Here is a 15,966-nt window from a genome sequence, read left to right on the forward strand (position 1 = left end):
ACTGTTCCACGGGAAAGGTCAACGGGCGCGCCGCACCGTCCACTTGATGGACGCCATGAACCCGTGCGCCCCCTGTGCTGCGGCACCGTGGGTTAGGTCACGCTTACTGCCCGTTCCCGTCGGGCATGGAGCGTCATAGAGTCAATCGACGGTGCGCCACCGCGCGAGGCGGCACATCCCAAGTCGCCACCGTCGGGCCCCCTTTGATTCGTAAACAGTCGTTCACACATCCGCATCCGCCCCCGCGGCCAAAAGCCGTGGGGGGATCACTGCCGAGGACGGATCACGTCATGCCTCGTCCCATGCCACGTCCGACCACCGCACAGATCACCTACGGTTCGGTGACCGTCGTCTTCTCGACCCTCGCGATGCTGCTGCTCTCCCGGACCGCCTCGGGAGTCGGCATCGCGGTGATAGCCCTGGCCGCGCTCGGCCTCGGCTTACTGGTCGCCATGACGGTTCCGCTGCCGAGGCGCCCCGAGAAACCCGCGGCGCCCCTCGCACGCACCTTGCCGGCGACCGAGCCCGCCGCCGCTCCCGCTCCCGCCTCCGCCGACGCGCGCGTGCCGGCGCGGCAGGCCGCGGTGCCTAGGCGCTGACCACCACCGTCTTGGCGGCCTTGTCGTGCAGGCCCTGCTTGTAGGGCCGGTCGAAGAAGCTCCAGCCGCCGCAGATCACCGTCCACACACAGGCGCAGCAGAACGCGAACGGCAGCCAGAGGACGGCCGCGCGGGCCAGCGCGGTCTGCACGGTCGGCGTGGCGCCGTCGTTGAGGTTGGCGACCCGCATCCCCAGCCATTTCTTGCCGAGCGTCTGCCCGGTTCTGGAGATCATGAAGGTGTCGTAGGCGATGTAGAGCACGGCGGCCAGCAGGGACTGGCCGAACGACTTGCCCGTGTTCACCTCGTCCGGGTCGATGTCGTACTCCGCCGTGCCGAACAGCCACGTCAGCAGGCCGACGACGATGCCCACCAGAATCATGTCGATGATGCGGGCGAGCACCCGCTTGCCGCTGTCGGCGAGCGGAGGCATTCCGGCGAGGGGGTCCTGACCGCCGTAGCCACCGGGTCCGCCGCCGTAGGGGTCGCCGTCGTACGGCGGGGGCGGGGGCGCCGAACCGGGGGGCGGGGTGTCGTACGGGGACCCGCCGCCGCTGCCACTGCCCGGCGGGGGCTGGTGCGGCGGCCGCTTCTTGAACGGGTCGTCGTCCGGTGACGGGTATTGCGGCGGTTCGGTGCTCATGGCCCGAGTCGACCGCGGGGGCCCCGGCCTCGCATCCGGCGAGCGGCCGACCGGGTTACGCGACGGTCGCCCCTCTCACGCCCCGCTGATCACTCCCCGCTCGCTCACCCCGCGACGAAGGTGTTCGCCGCCTTGTCGTGCCAGCACTGGCGCCACGGCCGATCGAAGAGGCACCAGAGCACGCCGACGACACCGATCACGAGCACGCCCGGCACGCTGTACACCAGCCAGCGCTTGAGCGCCGCCCCGAACGTCGGCGTCTCGTGCTCCTCGATGTCCCGCACCTCGACGCCGCACACCTTCTTGCCCAGGGTGCGGCCCCACTTGGCGGTGGGCAGCGCCTCGTACACGACGCCGAAGAGCAGCAGGACGGCGAGGATGATGCCGAGGTAGCCCGCCGTGGTGCCGTCGAGCAGCCAGACCGTGGTCTTCTCGCCGGAGAGCTTCGCCGCGTCGATCTTGCTGTCGATGTGGTCGGCGGCCTTCGTGCCGAGGGGCAGCGCGGCGGCGCCGGTGACGACGGCGAGGACGACGGTGTCGAGGAGCCGTGCGGCGAGCCGCCTCCCCAGCCCCGCGGGGCGGGCCGCGGCCTGCGCCTGCGCGGCGGCGAGGAACGGGTCGGCGGCGACGGGCTTCCACGGCACGACGGGCTCTCCCTCGCCCTGCCGGGCGGGGGCGCCCACTTCGGCCGGGGCCTGCGCGAGCTGATGCACCTGCTGAGCCCAGGACTGCGCACCGCCTCCGGGGCCGGAGGTGACGGGGGCGGGGGCACCACCTTGCTGCGGAACGGAGGGTTGCGCCTGCGGGGCAGCCTGCGAGGGTGCGGCCGCCTGCGGGCCCTGCGGGGACGCTCCGCCCTGCTGGGGTACGGAGGACTGCGCCTGCCCGGCCTGCGGGGCTGCGGCCGCCTGCGGGGGCGTGGCCGCCTGCGAGGGCTGCGGGGCAGCTCCACTCTGTTGCGGCACGGAGGGCTGCGCCTGCGGGGCGCCCTGCGAGGGTGCGGCCGCCTGCGAGGGCGTGGCCGCCTGCGGGCCCTGCGGGGATGCTCCACCCTGCTGCGGCACGGAGCGCTGCGCCGACTTGGGCCGGATCGCGCGGATCGACATGGTGCCGTCCGTGCCGGCCGACGGGACGGGCCGACGGAACGTCACTGTGCCCTCGCCGGCGGTCGGCTTGGCGGCGCCCGGCTTCACGGCGCGGATGGTGACCGTGCCGGGGTTGCTCTCGTCGTGCGCCGGCTCGGGGCTCTCGGCGGCCTCCGCGCGGGGCGCCGCGTCGTTGGGCACCCGCGGGTCGTTCCGGTCCTGCCCTCCGCCCCAGGCGACCCGGCGCTCCTGCTCGGCACCGAGCCCGGCCTGCCGCCCGGCATCGGCCGGCCACACAGCCGCGGGCTCAGCCCGCCCACCGCGCTGCCCCGCCCCGGCAGCGCCTTGCCCGTGCCCGGGCTGCCCCTGTCCGTCCTGGCCCTGCTGCCCGGCCGGGGGGAATTGACCCTGCGCGGGCGAACCCGTCCCGGGTGCCCCCGCTCCAAGTGCCCCCTCCCCGATCGCGCCCGTCGCGATCGGGCCCGTGTCAGGTGGGCCCGTCTGGAACTGGCCCGTCCCCGGGTGGTGTTCGTCGAAGAAGACCGGCCCCGTCTCCTCCGGTGAGGTGGAGGCGGAGGCGGGGGCAGGGGCGGGCGTCGCGCCGGGTGGGGGCGGGAGGGGTTCGCCGTCGGACGGGGCGGGACGGCTCGTGCCGGGAACCCAGGCGGCACCGTTCCAGTACCGGACATATCCGGGAATGGACGGGTCGGGGTAGTAGCCCTCGCGGGGCTGTTCGTCGCCTGGGGCCGGAGTTGGGGCGCTCATGTCCGTCGTCCCGTATCTGCTCGGGGGTCTTCTGGGTGCTCCACATCTATCAGACCTCCGTGTGCCACCGGGCAGCTCCCGCCCCACCGAACCACTTTCCGGGCACGCTCCCCACACTTCCCCCGCGTCCCCCGCACCCCGCCCCGAAGTCGTACGAAGAAATTTTCCGCGGCCAATTTCCCGAAGCCGCGTAATGCTCCGGCGATCCCGCCCTCTCCACTCGTACGGGTCCGTTCCCAGGGCCTCCGCAGAGCAGAAGGGCATCGACATGCACTCCGTGGTGGAACGCGAGCTGGAGCTCAAACTGGTCCTCTCGCCGGAGCGGGCCATCCCCGTCCCGGCCCGCCTCACCTACCGCACCGACGACCCCTACGCCGTCCACATCGCCTTCCACACCGGCTCCGAGCACCCGGTGCACTGGACGTTCGCCCGCGAGCTCCTGGTGGAGGGGGTGTTCAGGGCGTGCGGCCACGGCGACGTACGGGTGTGGCCGACGAAGGTGGAGGGCCGCAACGTCGTCCTGATGGCCCTCACTTCACCGGACGGCGACGCGCTCCTGGAGGCGCCGGCCGCCGCCGTGTCCGCCTGGCTGGAGCGGACGCTGCGGGTGGTCCCGCCGGGCTCGGAGGGTGAGCAGCTCGGCATCGACGACGGCCTCGCCGAGCTGCTCGCGCCCGCCTCCGGCCGAGGCCGCGTGGACGAGCTGTGGCTGCGCGACCCGTGGCCGTCGGACGAGTCGAAGGACGGTGAGTGAGCCCCGCCGCCACGGGGGCGACCACGGAGCGGACACAGTCACAGAGCCAAGCACAGGCACAAGCACAGGCACACGGTCAGAACAGCTTGCCCGGGTTGAGGAGTGCGTGCGGGTCGAAGGCCGCCTTGATGGCCCGCTGCATCTCCACCCCCACCGGGCCGATCTCGCGCGCCAGCCACTCCTTCTTCAGGATGCCGACGCCGTGCTCGCCGGTGATCGTGCCGCCGAGCTCCAGGCCGAGCGCCATGATCTCGTCGAAGGACTCGCGGGCGCGCCGGCCCTCGTCGGGGTCCGCCGCGTCGAAGCAGACGGTGGGGTGGGTGTTGCCGTCGCCGGCGTGTGCGCAGACCCCTATGGTCAGGTCGTACTTCTCGCCGATGCGCTCGACGCCGTCGAGCATCTCCGCGAGCCGGGAGCGCGGCACGCACACGTCGTCGATCATCGTGGTGCCCTTGACGGCTTCGAGCGCGGTGAGGGACAACCGCCGCGCCTGGAGGAGGAGTTCGGACTCGGCGGCGTCCTCGGCCGGGACGACCTGCGTGGCGCCCGCGGCCTCGCAGAGCGCGCCGACCGCGGCGAGGTCGGCCGCCGGGTCGGGGGTGTCGAAGGCGGCGAGGAGCAGCGCCTCGGTGGTCTCGGGCAGACCCATGTGGGCGAGCGCGTTGACGGCCTTGACCGTCGTACGGTCCATGAGTTCGAGGAGCGAGGGGACGTGGCCGCCCGCCATGATCGCGCAGATGGCGTCGCAGGCGGCCTTGGTCGACGCGAACTCCGCGGCGAGGACGAGCTGTTGCGGCGGTTCGGGCCGCAGCGCGAGGACGGCGCGGACGACGATGCCGAGGCTGCCCTCGGAGCCGACGAAGAGCCGCGTCAGGTCGTATCCGGCGACGCCCTTGGCGGTGCGGCGGCCGGTGCTCATGAGGCGCCCGTCGGCGAGGACGACGTCGAGCCCGAGGACGTACTCCGCGGTGACGCCGTACTTCACGCAGCACAGGCCGCCGGAGGCGGTGCCGATGTTCCCGCCGATGGTGCACATCTCCCAGCTGGAGGGGTCCGGCGGGTAGTACAGGCCGTGCTCGCCGACGGCGCGGGAGAGCGTCGCGTTGACGACGCCCGGTTCGACGACGGCGATCCGGTCGACGGGGCTGATCTCCAGGATGCGGTCCATCTTGACGAGGGACAGGACGATGCAGCCCTCGCTGGCGTTGGCGGCGCCGGACAGGCCGGTGCGGGCGCCCTGCGGGACGACGGGGACGCGCAGCTCGGTGGCGGTGCGCATCACGTGCTGGACCTGCTCGACGGTGCGCGGCAGGACGACGACGGCCGGGGTGCCCGCGGCGCAGAAGCTCGCCATGTCGTGGGAGTACGAGGAGGTCACGTCCGGGTCGGTGAGGACCGCCTCGGCCGGGAGGCCCTCCTGAAGGAGGTCGATGAGGGTGCGGCTCATGATCACAGCGTCGCACTCGGGGCCATCGGTGTGAACCCGTGTGCGACGCCGTTCCGCGGGCCGGGGATGTGCTCTTCGTATGGACGGCAGTGGCGCACAGTGAGCGGCATGAAGCCTTCGGTGAAGCGTGTGCTGATCGGCTCCGTCGCGGGGAGCGTGTTGGCCGGCGGCGCGTATGTGCTGCTGCCGCCGGGCGGTAAGGCGGCGCGGCCCGCGCTGGGCCCGGCGGGGCGGGCGATGGTGGCCGTGGGGGCGGGGATGCCCGCGGCGCTGCCGGATCTGACGGCGCTGATCGGGGAGCGCGAGGCGCATCTGCGGGCGCACCCCGGCGACGAGCAGTCGTGGGCGGTGCTCGGCTCGGCGTATGTGGCGAAGGGCGTGCGGACCGCGGACTTCACGAACTATGCGAAGGCGGAGAGCGCCCTGCGCACGTCGCTCAGGACGCGGCCCGAGGGAAATCCGGAGGCGCTGACGGGTCTTGCCGCGCTGGCCAACGCCCGGCACGACTTCCGGGCGGCCCGTAAGTGGGGCGAGCTCGCGGTGCGGCAGGCGCCGAAGCGGTGGACGGGGCACTCCGTGCTGATCGACGCGTACAGCGGGCTCGGGGACGTGAAGGCGGCGAGCAAGGCCCTGGAGTCCCTTCAGAAGCTGGGCCCGGGCGCCGCGGTCCTGACGCGGAAGGGGCAGGTCTACCGCAACCGCGGCTGGCGCGAGGACGCGAACGCGGCGCTGACCGACGCGGCGGCCCTCGCCCAGGCCCCGGCGGAGAAGGCGGCGGCGCTGCACCGGGTGGGGGAGCTCGCGTGGGAGCGGGGCGAGCCGACGGAGGCGCTGCGCTACTACGACGTGGCGCTCGCCACGGAGGCCGACCACCATCCGTCGCTGGCGGGCCGGGGCCGCGCCCTCGCCGCCCTCGGCCGCACGTCGGAGGCGTTGCAGGCCTACCGGTCGGCGCTGACCAGGCATCCGCTGCCCGAGTACGCGCTGGAGCTGGGCGAGTTGTACGAGTCGTTGAGGCTTGGTCCCGCGGCGCGGGCGCAGTACGACGTGGTGCGGGCCCGGGTGCGGGAGGGGGGTGCGGGCGGCGTCAACAACCAGCGGATCCTCGGCCTCTTCGAGGCGGACCACGGTGACGCGGACGCGGCGGTGGAGCGGCTCACCGCGGAGTACAAGCGGCACGGCAGTCCGGAGACGGCGGACGCGCTCGGCTGGGCGCTGTACAGGTCCGGGGAGGGCGAGGCGGGTCTGAAGCTGGTCACGAAGGCGATGGACAAGGGGCCGCGCAGCGCCCTGTTCGCCTTCCACCGCGGGCAGATCGAGCGGGAGCTCGGCTGGTACGGCGCCGCGCGCCGCCACCTGCGGGAGGCGCTGCGCGTCAACCCGTACTTCTCGCCGCTCGGCGTGCCCGCGGCGAAGAGGGCCCTGCGGGCGCTGGGCGAGCCGCCGGAGGGCGGCCCCGAGCAGGTGTACGCGCCTCCCGGGGAGGAGCCGCCGCCGCTGCCCAAACCCCGGCCGGCGGCACCGCGCAAGCCGTCGCCGGCACCCCAGCCGTCAGCCGACGACTGAGTCCGGCCCCGGCACGGGGCCCCAGGGCGCTTCGAGTGCGGCCCGCAGGGCGTCGGCCGGTGCCGGGCCGATGCGGGTGGCGAGCAGGTGCTCCAGACGGGTGAGGACGGCGGTCGCCTCGTCGTGGGCGCGCTCGCCCCGGGGGGTGCGGCGGATGAGCCGCTGCCGGGCGGAGGCGGGGTCGGGGACCTGTTCGAGGAGTCCGGCGCCGACGAGGCCGTGCACGGCCTGGTGGGCGGTCTGGCGGGTGACGCCCATGCGGCGGGCCAGCTCGGAGACGGTGGTGCCGTCGTCGTCGAGGACGGCGAAGAGCTGCACCTGGGTCAGGGACACGGGCGGGGTGCCCGCGCTCTCCATGGCGGCGAGGAGGCCCTCCTCGAACCAGCGGCGGGCTTCGCCGAGGAGCTGGGGCAGGTTGCGTCGAGCGGGTTCCTTCGTCATTAATGTCAGGGTACCTGACATTACCGTGCGAGCCACTGGGAGCGTCCGCCCATGACCATCGAGTACGCCACCCGCTACCGCGAGGCGTCCCGGATCCCCCCGGAACCGGGCAAGCCCTACTTCATCGAGAAGGGCGAGGGCGACCGCGCCCACCTGTTCGGGGACCTGATCACCGTCTACGCGGGCGGCGAGCAGACCGAGAACACCTTCAACTTCTTCACCGTCGAGGGCCCCAAGGGCGACCTCATACCGGCCCACGTGCACGCCGAAACGCACGAGGTCTTCTACGTCACCCAGGGCGCGGTCCGCCTCTTCGTCGAAGACACCGAGGGTGAGCAGCTGGAGAAGCTGCTCACCCCCGGCGACTTCGGTTTCGTACCCAAGAACTGCCTGCACGCGTACCGCATGGAGCGCCACCACAGCCAGGTCGTGGGCGTCGCGGCGGGCCCCGGCGGCACGTTCGAGCGGTTCTTCGAGAACCTCGGCGCGCCCACGCTCGAACACGGCCTGCCGCCGCGGCCCCTGATCCCCGAACCGGGCAGGTTCGCCGGCGTCCCGGCCCGGTACGACGTGGCTTTCGCGCCCGGCCACGAGTGGCGGACGCGGTCTTCCTAGAGGTTGCCGCGCTTCTCCTGCTCGCGCTCGATCGCCTCGAAGAGCGCCTTGAAGTTGCCCTTGCCGAAGCCCATCGAGCCGTGCCGCTCGATCATCTCGAAGAAGACGGTCGGGCGGTCCTGGACCGGCTTGGTGAAGATCTGGAGCAGGTAGCCGTCCTCGTCGCGGTCGACGAGGATCTTCAGCTCGCGCAGGGTCTCGACGGGGACGCGGGTCTCACCGGCCCACTCACCGAGCGTGTCGTAGTACGAGTCGGGGGTGTCGAGGAACTGCACACCCGCCGCGCGCATGGTGCGCACGGTCTCGACGATGTCGTTCGTGGCGAGCGCGATGTGCTGGACGCCGGCGCCGCCGTAGAACTCCAGGTACTCGTCGATCTGCGACTTCTTCTTGGCGATGGCGGGCTCGTTGATCGGGAACTTCACCTTGAGGGTGCCGTCCGCGACCACCTTCGACATCAGCGCGCTGTACTCGGTCGCGATGTCGTCGCCGACGAACTCCTTCATGTTCGTGAAGCCCATGACCTTGTTGTAGAACTCGACCCACTCGTTCATCCGGCCGAGCTCGACGTTGCCGACGCAGTGGTCGATCGCCTGGAAGGTGCGCTTGGCCGGCGGCTCGACGATCGGGTTCGCGGGCACGAAACCGGGCAGGTACGGGCCGTCGTAGTCGGTGCGCTCCACCAGGGTGTGGCGGGTCTTGCCGTAGGTGGCGATGGCGGCGAGGACGACCGTGCCGTTCTCGTCCTTCTCCTCGTACGGCTCGGTGATGCCGCGCGCGCCGTGCTCGACGGCGTAGGCGTACGCGGCGCGGGCGTCCGGCACCTCGATGGCGAGGTCGACGACGCCGTCGCCGTGCTCGGCCACGTGGGAGGAGAGGAAGTGACCCCAGTCCGTGGAGGGCTTGATGACGGAGGTGAAGACGAAGCGCGCACCGCCGTTGGTGAGGACGTAACTCGCGGTCTCGCGGCTGCCGTTCTCCGGTCCGGAGTAGGCGACCAGCTTCATGCCGAACGCCGTGGAGTAGTAGTGCGCGGCCTGCTTGGCGTTGCCCACGGCGAAGACGACCGCGTCCATTCCCTTCACCGGGAAGGGGTCGGCCTCGCGCACGGTGTCAGGGGTGGTGTGGGTGGTGGTCTCAGTCATGTCCTGAGGCTGCCGCCGAACCGCAAGGTGCGCAATAGTTCGCGTTTTCAGTGGTCAATCTGCTCAGTGGGTGGCCAGGATGGGCAGGCTATCTGTACATCATGACCACCTTGGGGGCGGCATGGCGATCGATCATCTGGACGGCAGACTCATCGTGCTCCTGGCGCGGGAGCCGCGTATCGGGGTTCTTGAGGCGTCCCGCAGGCTCGGCGTCGCACGCGGCACGGTGCAGGCGCGCATGGACCGGCTTCAGTCCAATGGAGTCATCCGGGGCTTCGGCCCCGAGGTCGACCCGGCGGCGCTCGGCTACCCCGTCACGGCCTTCGCGACGCTGGAGATCAAACAGGGCCAGGGCGCGGATGTGCGGGCCCATTTGCAGAGCGTCGCCGAGGTGCTCGAACTGCACACCATCACCGGCCACGGCGATATGCTCTGCCGCCTCGTGGCCCGGTCGAACGCGGATCTCCAGCGAGTGATCGACCGGGTCGTGGGCTTTGATGGCATCGTCCGGGCCTCCACGGCGATCGTCATGGAAAACCCCGTTCCGCTGCGGATCATCCCGCTGGTGGAGCAGGCATCCGAAGATTCCTGAGTCATAGGCACTGACCGCCTTCGGAAAGGCGAGGTGAGCACTTCAGTGAATTTCTGGGACTACCTCGGCACCCGCCACCAGCAACTGCTGACGGACGCGTATCAACACGCGAGCGCCGTCTTCCAGTGCATGGTCGTCGCCACCGTCATCGGCGTACTGATCGGCGTCCTCACGTACCGCAGCGAATGGGCGGGCGACCTCGCCACGACCGTCACGTCCACCATCCTCACCGTGCCCTCCCTCGCCATGATCGGCCTGCTGATCCCGGTCGTGGGGCTCGGGGTCGCGCCGACCGTCGTCGCGCTGACCCTGTACGGGCTGCTGCCGATCGTGCGCAACGCCATCGTCGGGCTGCGCGGCGTCGACCCGTCGCTGGTCGACGCCGCCAAGGGCATCGGGATGTCCCGTGCCGCCCGGCTCTTCCGCGTGGAGCTGCCGATCGCCTGGCCGCCCATCCTCACCGGCATCCGGGTCTCCACGCAGATGCTGATGGGCATCGCGGCCATCGCGGCGTACGCGTCGGGCCCCGGGCTCGGCAACGAGATCTTCCGCGGCATCGGCTCGCTCGGCAGCAAGAACGCGCTCAACCAGGTGCTCGCGGGCACGCTCGGGATCATCGTCCTCGCGCTGCTCTTCGACGCCGCGTACGTCGTGCTCGGCAGGCTGACCATTTCGAGGGGGATCCGTGCCTGAGACCACCGCCACGTCCGGGGCGACGATCGAGCTGGAGAACCTCACCAAGCGCTATCCGGGCAACGGCGAACCGGCCGTGGACAGCGTCACCATGCAGATCGGGGCGGGCGAGACCGTCATCCTCGTGGGCCCTTCCGGCTGCGGCAAGTCGACCACCCTGAAGATGATCAACCGACTGATCGAGCCGACCGGCGGGCGCATCCGCATCGACGGCGAGGACGTCACCGGCATCGACCCGGTGAAGCTGCGCCGCAAGGTCGGTTACGCGATCCAGTCCTCGGGCCTCTTCCCGCACATGACGGTCGCGCAGAACATCGCGCTCGTGCTGAAGATGGTCGGCTGGGGCAAGGCGAGGATCAAGTCCCGGGTGGAGGAGATGCTGGACCTGGTGGGCCTCGACCCGGGTGAGTTCCACCACCGCTACCCGCGCCAGCTCTCCGGCGGCCAGCAGCAACGCGTCGGCGTGGCACGGGCGTTGGCGGCGGACCCGCCCGTCCTCCTCATGGACGAGCCGTTCGGCGCCGTCGACCCGATCACCCGCGTCCACCTCCAGGACGAGCTGATCCGCCTCCAGCACGAGCTGCGCAAGACGATCGTCTTCGTCACGCACGACTTCGACGAGGCCATCAAGCTGGGCGACCGCATCGCCGTGCTGCGGGAGCGGTCGCACATCGCGCAGTTCGACACCCCGGAAGCGATCCTCACCAACCCGGCCGACGACTTCGTCTCGGGCTTCGTGGGCGCGGGCGCGGCGCTCAAGCGCCTGAACCTCACGCGCGTACGGGACGTGGAGATCGCCGACATCCCCACGGTGACCGTCGACGACCCGCTCCAGGACATCTTCGACAGGCTGCGCGGCAGCACCACCAGCGAACTGCTCCTGCTGGACAAGCGCGGCCGCCCCTACAAGTGGCTGCGGCGCGGCGACCTGATGCGCGCCAAGGGTTCGCTGGCCCGCGCGGGCACCCTCGTCCAGGACACGGTGACCCGCGACGCCACCCTGCGCGACGCGCTCGAAGCCGTCCTCACGGACAGCGCGGGCCGGGTCGCGGTGACCGGGCGGCGCGGCGAGTACACGGGCGTCGTCGACATGGAGACGCTGATGAACTCCGTCCACGAGATGCTGGAGGCCGACCGCCTCGAAGCCGTCGAGCACCAGCACCAGTTGGAGGAGCGGCGCGCCCGGCTGACCCACTTCGAGCAGGAGGGTCACGGCGGGGAGGCGAAGGCATGACGGACACCTCCGGCGGCCCGACCGGGGTCTCCGGCCGGGCCGAGAGTGAGCCACAGGCCCCGCCGGCCGTGCTCGCCGCGCGGCAGCCGCGCAGGGTCACCTGGCAGAAGCTGACGTTCCTGCCCGCCGTACTCACGGTGGTCCTGCTGGCGACCTGGGTCTGGTTCCAGCAGGCCGACCTCGACTCGATCTCGGAGAACGCGCTGGCCGACGGCAACGTCTGGCTCAGGCTGCGCCAGCACATCGAGCTCACGGCGGTCTCGACGTTCTTCGTCCTGATCATCGCCATCCCGCTCGGCGTCCTGCTGACCCGCAAGAGGCTGCGCAAGGGCGCGCCGGTCGCGATGGCCCTGGCCAACATCGGCCAGGCGACCCCGGCGATCGGTCTCCTCGCGCTCCTGGTGATCTGGCTCGGCATCGGCGAGAAGACCGCGCTGATCGGCATCGTCATCTACGCCGTCCTGCCGGTCCTCTCCAACACGATCACGGGCCTGAAGGCGAACGACCCGACGCTCCTCGAAGCGGCGCGCGGCATCGGGATGTCCCCGCTGGGCGTCCTGGCGAAGGTCGAACTCCCCCTCGCCGTCCCGCTGATCCTCGCGGGCGTCCGCACGGCGCTCGTGCTCAACGTCGGCACGGCGACCCTCGCCACGTTCGGCGGCGGTGGCGGTCTCGGCGACCTCATCACGACCGGCATGACCAACCAGCGGATGCCGGTGCTCATGCTCGGCTCGATCCTGACGATCGCGCTGGCGCTCCTGGTGGACTGGCTGGCCTCGCTGGCGGAACTGGTGCTGCGCCCGCGCGGTCTGGAGGTGGACGCATGAGGATCATGCCGCGTACGACCGTCGCCGCCGTCCTGGGCGGTGCGCTGCTCGCCGGCTGCGGACTGACCAGCGGCAGCCCGATGGTCGACGACGTCGAGCCCGGCTCCATCGGCAAGGGGCTGCCCCTGAAGGGCGCCGATCTCACCGTCACGTCCAAGGAGTTCACCGAACAGCTGATCCTCGGCGCCATCATGGGCATCGCGTTCCAGGCGGCCGGCGCGGACGTCCTCGACCGCACGGGCATCCAGGGCTCGATCGGCGCGCGCGAGGCCGTCAAGAGCGGCGACGCGGACGGCATGTACGAGTACACGGGCACGGCCTGGATCACGTACCAGGGCAACACCGAGCCGATCACCGACCCGCGGAAGCAGTGGCAGGCGGTGCGCGACGCGGACCTGGAGAACGGCGTCACCTGGCTCCCCCCGGCCAGGCTCAACAACACCTACGCGCTGGCGATGAACCAGCGGAACGCGGCGAAGCACAGGACGAAGACGCTCTCGGACGTGGCGAAGCTGTCGAAGTCGGACCCGAAGGCCGTATCGCTCTGCGTGGAGAGCGAGTTCGCGTCGCGGGAGGACGGGCTGCCCGGCATGCGGAAGAAGTACGGGATGCGCGTCCCGGCCTCCAGCATCACCAAGATGGACACCGGGATCATCTACACCCAGGCAGCCAAGGGCACGTGCACGTACGGCGAGGTCTTCACGACGGACGGCCGCATCAAGGCGATGAACCTGACGACGATGGAGGACGACAAGCACTTCTTCCCCAACTACAACGCGGCCCCCGAGATCAACAGCGAGACCCTGAAGAAGCACCCGGAAATCGCGGAGGTCCTCGCCCCCATCACCGCGAGGCTGACCAACACGGTGGCGCGGGAGCTCAACTCCAAGGTGGACGTGGAGGGTCAGGACCCGCACGAGGTGGCGAAGGACTGGCTCATCGAGGAGGGATTCGTCAAGGAATAGGTCCGGCCAAACTTACAAAGACTCCGTTGCAAAGAAAGCATTGCAACGGAGTCTTTGCGCGCCTACGCTGCCGGACATGACGGAAGAGCCGCAGCAGCCGCCCCGCAAGGTCCACCACCTCGACGCCCGCACGCTGCGCGGCCTCGCGCACCCGCTGCGCATGCGGCTCCTCAGCTCCCTGCGGCTCGACGGCCCGGCGACCGCGTCCCAACTCGCCGCCCGCCTGGGCGAGTCGAGCGGCGCGACCAGCTACCACCTGCGGCAGCTCGCGGAGTACGGCTTCGTCGAGGACGACCCGGAGCGGGGCAAGGGGAGGGAGCGGTGGTGGCGGTCGGCGCATCAGGGCACGCGTACCGACGAGACACTCATCCGCGACCGGGACCCGGCGGTGCAGGGAGCGCTCAGCACGCTCCTGTTCGAGTACGCGGCACAGCGCGCGCAGGAAGTGACCACCTGGATCGCCACACGGCACGAGTGGTCGCAGGAGTGGGACGAATCGGCGGACACGAGCGACTACACGCTGGACCTGACGCCCGAGCTCGCCGCCGAGCTGAGCCACAAGGTCCACGAGCTCATCGAGAGCTACCGGGGGGCGGCGCCGAAGGAAGGCGCCCAGGACGTCGCCAAGGTGCGCGTCCACTCCCACATCTTCCCGACCCGGCCGGTCGGCGACAGCGACTGAGAGGACGAAGCAGTGCACCCCGACGTACACCTGATCGTGCACCACACCCGCGCCGTCGAATTACGCCGAGCGGCCCCCGCACGCCGCCACCGCCGCCCCCGATTCCAGGCTCAACTGGGCTGGACCCTGGTCGAATTGGGCCTGCGCCTCGTCAGCAGCTCGGAACCTTCCCGCCCTTTTCCAGGGCGCGCAGCGCGTCGACCGTTCCCGTCAGCGTCGTGACGGGGACGAGCCGCAGCCCCTTCGGCAGCTCCGCCTGAGCGTCCGAGCACTCGTCCTCCGGCACGAGGAAGACGGTCGCGCCGTCGCGCGCCGCGGCCTGCGTCTTCAGGGCGACACCGCCGACCGGACCGACCTTGCCACCGGCCGTGATCGTGCCGGTGCCCGCGATCTTGCGGCCGCCCGTGAGGTCGCCGCCGCTGCCGTCGCCGTCCACCTTGTCGATGATGCCGAGCGTGAGGAACAGTCCGGCGCTCGGCCCACCGATCTTGCCGAGGTCGGCCTTGACCTTCACCTTGTCGGTGCCGTCGACGCCGTTCGCCTTCAGATACCGCAGCGCGGCGTCGGTCGCGGCGTCCTGCGACTTCTTCATGTCGCCGAGATTGTGCTTCTCGACTTCCTTCACGTCGTCCCCGACGGGATAGACGGAGTCCTTGGGCATCACGGCCCGGTCGCTCCGAAAATACCCGTCGATCACGTCGTCCAGATAGATGTCCATCTGGGGCCCGGTGGCGACGATCGTCGTCATCCGGAGCTCCCCCTCGGGCTCCCGCGTGGGCACGCCGGAAACCGTCAGGACGGGCTTGCCCTCGTGCTCTCCCAGCACATTGGCCGTCCCCCCCGGCTGAGCCACGGCGAACGGCAACGGCGCGAGCCCCGCGACGGCGAGCAGAGCCACGACGGGCAGGGCACAGACGGCGAGGGCCTGGGGGCGCGTGAGACGAGAGAACGAGAACACGGGATCAATCTAACGTGAGGGACCTGTCGGCCCGAGCGCAGGCGTATCAAGCCCGTCCGGCGCTTGAGGACGAGCTCGGCGCAGCCGGCGACAGACCGAGCCCCGTGACCCCGCCCGCCCGCGCGGCCTCAGCGCAACGCATCGGACACCTCCCGCGCCGCGTCCACCACCCGGGGCCCCACCCTCTCCGGCACCGAGTCCGCCAGCATGACCACACCCACGCTGCCCTCCAGGCCGGTCACGCCCACCAGCGGGGCGGCCGCACCGCTCGCGCCCGCCTCCAGCTCGCCGTGCGTGAGGGCGTACCCGGGGTCGGTCACCAGGCCCTGCCTCGCCGCGAGGATCGCGCGGCCCGCCGCGCCCCGGTCCAGCGGGTGCCGGAACCCCGTGCGGTACGCGACGTGGTAGTCGGTCCACGTGGGCTCGACCACCGCGACGGCGAGGGCCTCCGAGCCGTCGACCAGGGTCAGGTGCGCCGTCGCCCCTATGTCCTCCGCGAGGGAGCGCAGCGCGGGCAGCGCCGCCTCCCGCACCAGCGGATGCACCTGGCGGCCGAGGCGGAGCACGCCGAGGCCCACGCGGGCCCGACCGCCCAGATCCCGTCGTACCAGCGCATGCTGTTCGAGCGTGGCGAGCAGGCGGTACACCACGGTCCGGTTCACCCCGAGCTTGTTCGAGAGCTCGGTGACCGTGAGGCCATGGTCGGTGTCGGCCAGCAGCTTGAGGACCCGCAGTCCTCTGTCGAGCGTCTGGGAAGTCTCCGCGGTCACGACGCCCACTCCTTAGGTGAGGGTCGGCGGCCCCCTTACGCGGCGGTTGCGCCGCCGGTCCCGTGGGCGACGCGCGTCAGAGGCCGCCGGTCGGAACACCGGCTGCGCTCCGCGGCGGCGCTGCCACGGGGCGTGTGCGTTGCGGGGACAGTAGCGAGGCCGTCCCGCTCAGCGGAAGACTTCGT

17 protein-coding genes are annotated in these 15,966 nt (G+C 71.3%); 10 read left to right on the top strand and 7 right to left on the bottom strand.

Annotation, left to right across the window (positions count from 1 at the left end; genetic code table 11):
• Window positions 1-302: 302 nt before the first annotated feature.
• Window positions 303-599, top strand: coding sequence for a hypothetical protein (locus ACZ4Z4_RS03960; protein WP_468321693.1), 297 nt, complete (start codon window positions 303-305; stop codon window positions 597-599).
• On the opposite strand, the gene ACZ4Z4_RS03965 is transcribed toward ACZ4Z4_RS03960, so the two are convergent.
• Both ACZ4Z4_RS03965 and ACZ4Z4_RS03970 read right to left on the bottom strand, forming a co-directional pair.
• On the bottom strand, window positions 589-1,242 hold the full coding sequence (locus ACZ4Z4_RS03965; RefSeq protein ID WP_468321696.1) for an RDD family protein: 654 nt from the start codon (window positions 1,240-1,242) through the stop codon (window positions 589-591). The genes ACZ4Z4_RS03960 and ACZ4Z4_RS03965 overlap by 11 nt on opposite strands.
• Before the next feature lie 104 nt (window positions 1,243-1,346).
• On the bottom strand, window positions 1,347-3,092 hold the full coding sequence (locus ACZ4Z4_RS03970) for an RDD family protein (protein WP_468321698.1): 1,746 nt from the start codon (window positions 3,090-3,092) through the stop codon (window positions 1,347-1,349).
• A 268-nt stretch (window positions 3,093-3,360) separates the two neighbouring features.
• Here ACZ4Z4_RS03970 and ACZ4Z4_RS03975 point away from each other — a divergent pair, with 268 nt between their 5' ends.
• A complete protein-coding gene (locus tag ACZ4Z4_RS03975; protein ID WP_468321701.1) occupies window positions 3,361-3,846 on the top strand; it encodes an SsgA family sporulation/cell division regulator in 486 nt (161 codons plus the stop codon).
• Window positions 3,847-3,922: 76 nt separating this feature from the next.
• On the opposite strand, the gene ACZ4Z4_RS03980 is transcribed toward ACZ4Z4_RS03975, so the two are convergent.
• A complete protein-coding gene (locus tag ACZ4Z4_RS03980; protein WP_468321704.1) occupies window positions 3,923-5,293 on the bottom strand; it encodes an FAD-binding oxidoreductase in 1,371 nt (456 codons plus the stop codon).
• Between the two features lie 108 nt (window positions 5,294-5,401).
• On the opposite strand from ACZ4Z4_RS03980, the gene ACZ4Z4_RS03985 reads away from it, so the two are divergent.
• The gene (locus ACZ4Z4_RS03985) at window positions 5,402-6,859 is read left to right on the top strand and encodes a tetratricopeptide repeat protein (protein WP_468321707.1); all 1,458 of its coding nucleotides are present in this window, start codon (window positions 5,402-5,404) and stop codon (window positions 6,857-6,859) included.
• Here ACZ4Z4_RS03985 and ACZ4Z4_RS03990 read toward each other — a convergent pair.
• The gene (locus ACZ4Z4_RS03990) at window positions 6,845-7,300 is read right to left on the bottom strand and encodes a MarR family winged helix-turn-helix transcriptional regulator (protein WP_468321709.1); all 456 of its coding nucleotides are present in this window, start codon (window positions 7,298-7,300) and stop codon (window positions 6,845-6,847) included. The genes ACZ4Z4_RS03985 and ACZ4Z4_RS03990 overlap by 15 nt on opposite strands.
• A gap of 51 nt (window positions 7,301-7,351) precedes the next feature.
• Here ACZ4Z4_RS03990 and ACZ4Z4_RS03995 point away from each other — a divergent pair, with 51 nt between their 5' ends.
• Window positions 7,352-7,915, top strand: coding sequence for a quercetin 2,3-dioxygenase (locus tag ACZ4Z4_RS03995; RefSeq protein WP_468321712.1), 564 nt, complete (start codon window positions 7,352-7,354; stop codon window positions 7,913-7,915).
• On the opposite strand, the gene hppD is transcribed toward ACZ4Z4_RS03995, so the two are convergent.
• Window positions 7,912-9,060 carry a 4-hydroxyphenylpyruvate dioxygenase gene (gene hppD / locus ACZ4Z4_RS04000; protein WP_468321715.1) on the bottom strand — a complete coding sequence of 383 codons (1,149 nt, stop codon included), beginning with the start codon at window positions 9,058-9,060 and terminating at the stop codon, window positions 7,912-7,914. The two genes, ACZ4Z4_RS03995 and hppD, sit on opposite strands and share 4 nt — an antisense overlap.
• 121 nt (window positions 9,061-9,181) lie before the next feature.
• On the opposite strand from hppD, the gene ACZ4Z4_RS04005 reads away from it, so the two are divergent.
• The 6 genes from ACZ4Z4_RS04005 (at window position 9,182) to ACZ4Z4_RS04030 (ending at window position 14,053) form a co-directional block, all read left to right on the top strand.
• Window positions 9,182-9,652, top strand: coding sequence for an Lrp/AsnC family transcriptional regulator (locus ACZ4Z4_RS04005; RefSeq protein ID WP_468321718.1), 471 nt, complete (start codon window positions 9,182-9,184; stop codon window positions 9,650-9,652).
• A 45-nt stretch (window positions 9,653-9,697) separates the two neighbouring features.
• Window positions 9,698-10,345 carry an ABC transporter permease gene (locus tag ACZ4Z4_RS04010; RefSeq protein ID WP_468322138.1) on the top strand — a complete coding sequence of 216 codons (648 nt, stop codon included), beginning with the start codon at window positions 9,698-9,700 and terminating at the stop codon, window positions 10,343-10,345.
• On the top strand, window positions 10,338-11,579 hold the full coding sequence (locus ACZ4Z4_RS04015) for a betaine/proline/choline family ABC transporter ATP-binding protein (protein WP_468321721.1): 1,242 nt from the start codon (window positions 10,338-10,340) through the stop codon (window positions 11,577-11,579). The genes ACZ4Z4_RS04010 and ACZ4Z4_RS04015 overlap by 8 nt, the downstream gene beginning before the upstream one ends.
• On the top strand, window positions 11,576-12,406 hold the full coding sequence (locus ACZ4Z4_RS04020; RefSeq protein ID WP_468321724.1) for an ABC transporter permease: 831 nt from the start codon (window positions 11,576-11,578) through the stop codon (window positions 12,404-12,406). Before ACZ4Z4_RS04015 ends, ACZ4Z4_RS04020 begins: the two co-directional genes overlap by 4 nt.
• Window positions 12,403-13,371: a glycine betaine ABC transporter substrate-binding protein gene (locus tag ACZ4Z4_RS04025; protein WP_468321727.1), complete on the top strand. Its 969-nt coding sequence runs from the start codon at window positions 12,403-12,405 to the stop codon at window positions 13,369-13,371. Before ACZ4Z4_RS04020 ends, ACZ4Z4_RS04025 begins: the two co-directional genes overlap by 4 nt.
• A gap of 76 nt (window positions 13,372-13,447) precedes the next feature.
• Window positions 13,448-14,053: an ArsR/SmtB family transcription factor gene (locus tag ACZ4Z4_RS04030; protein WP_468321730.1), complete on the top strand. Its 606-nt coding sequence runs from the start codon at window positions 13,448-13,450 to the stop codon at window positions 14,051-14,053.
• Window positions 14,054-14,204: 151 nt separating this feature from the next.
• Here ACZ4Z4_RS04030 and ACZ4Z4_RS04035 read toward each other — a convergent pair whose 3' ends face one another.
• Window positions 14,205-15,011: a S16 family serine protease gene (locus tag ACZ4Z4_RS04035; protein WP_468321732.1), complete on the bottom strand. Its 807-nt coding sequence runs from the start codon at window positions 15,009-15,011 to the stop codon at window positions 14,205-14,207.
• A gap of 128 nt (window positions 15,012-15,139) precedes the next feature.
• A complete protein-coding gene (locus ACZ4Z4_RS04040) occupies window positions 15,140-15,781 on the bottom strand; it encodes an IclR family transcriptional regulator (RefSeq protein WP_362987159.1) in 642 nt (213 codons plus the stop codon).
• Window positions 15,782-15,966 lie beyond the last annotated feature (185 nt).

The sequence above is a fragment of the Streptomyces sp. NPDC030245 genome, assembly GCF_055572995.1.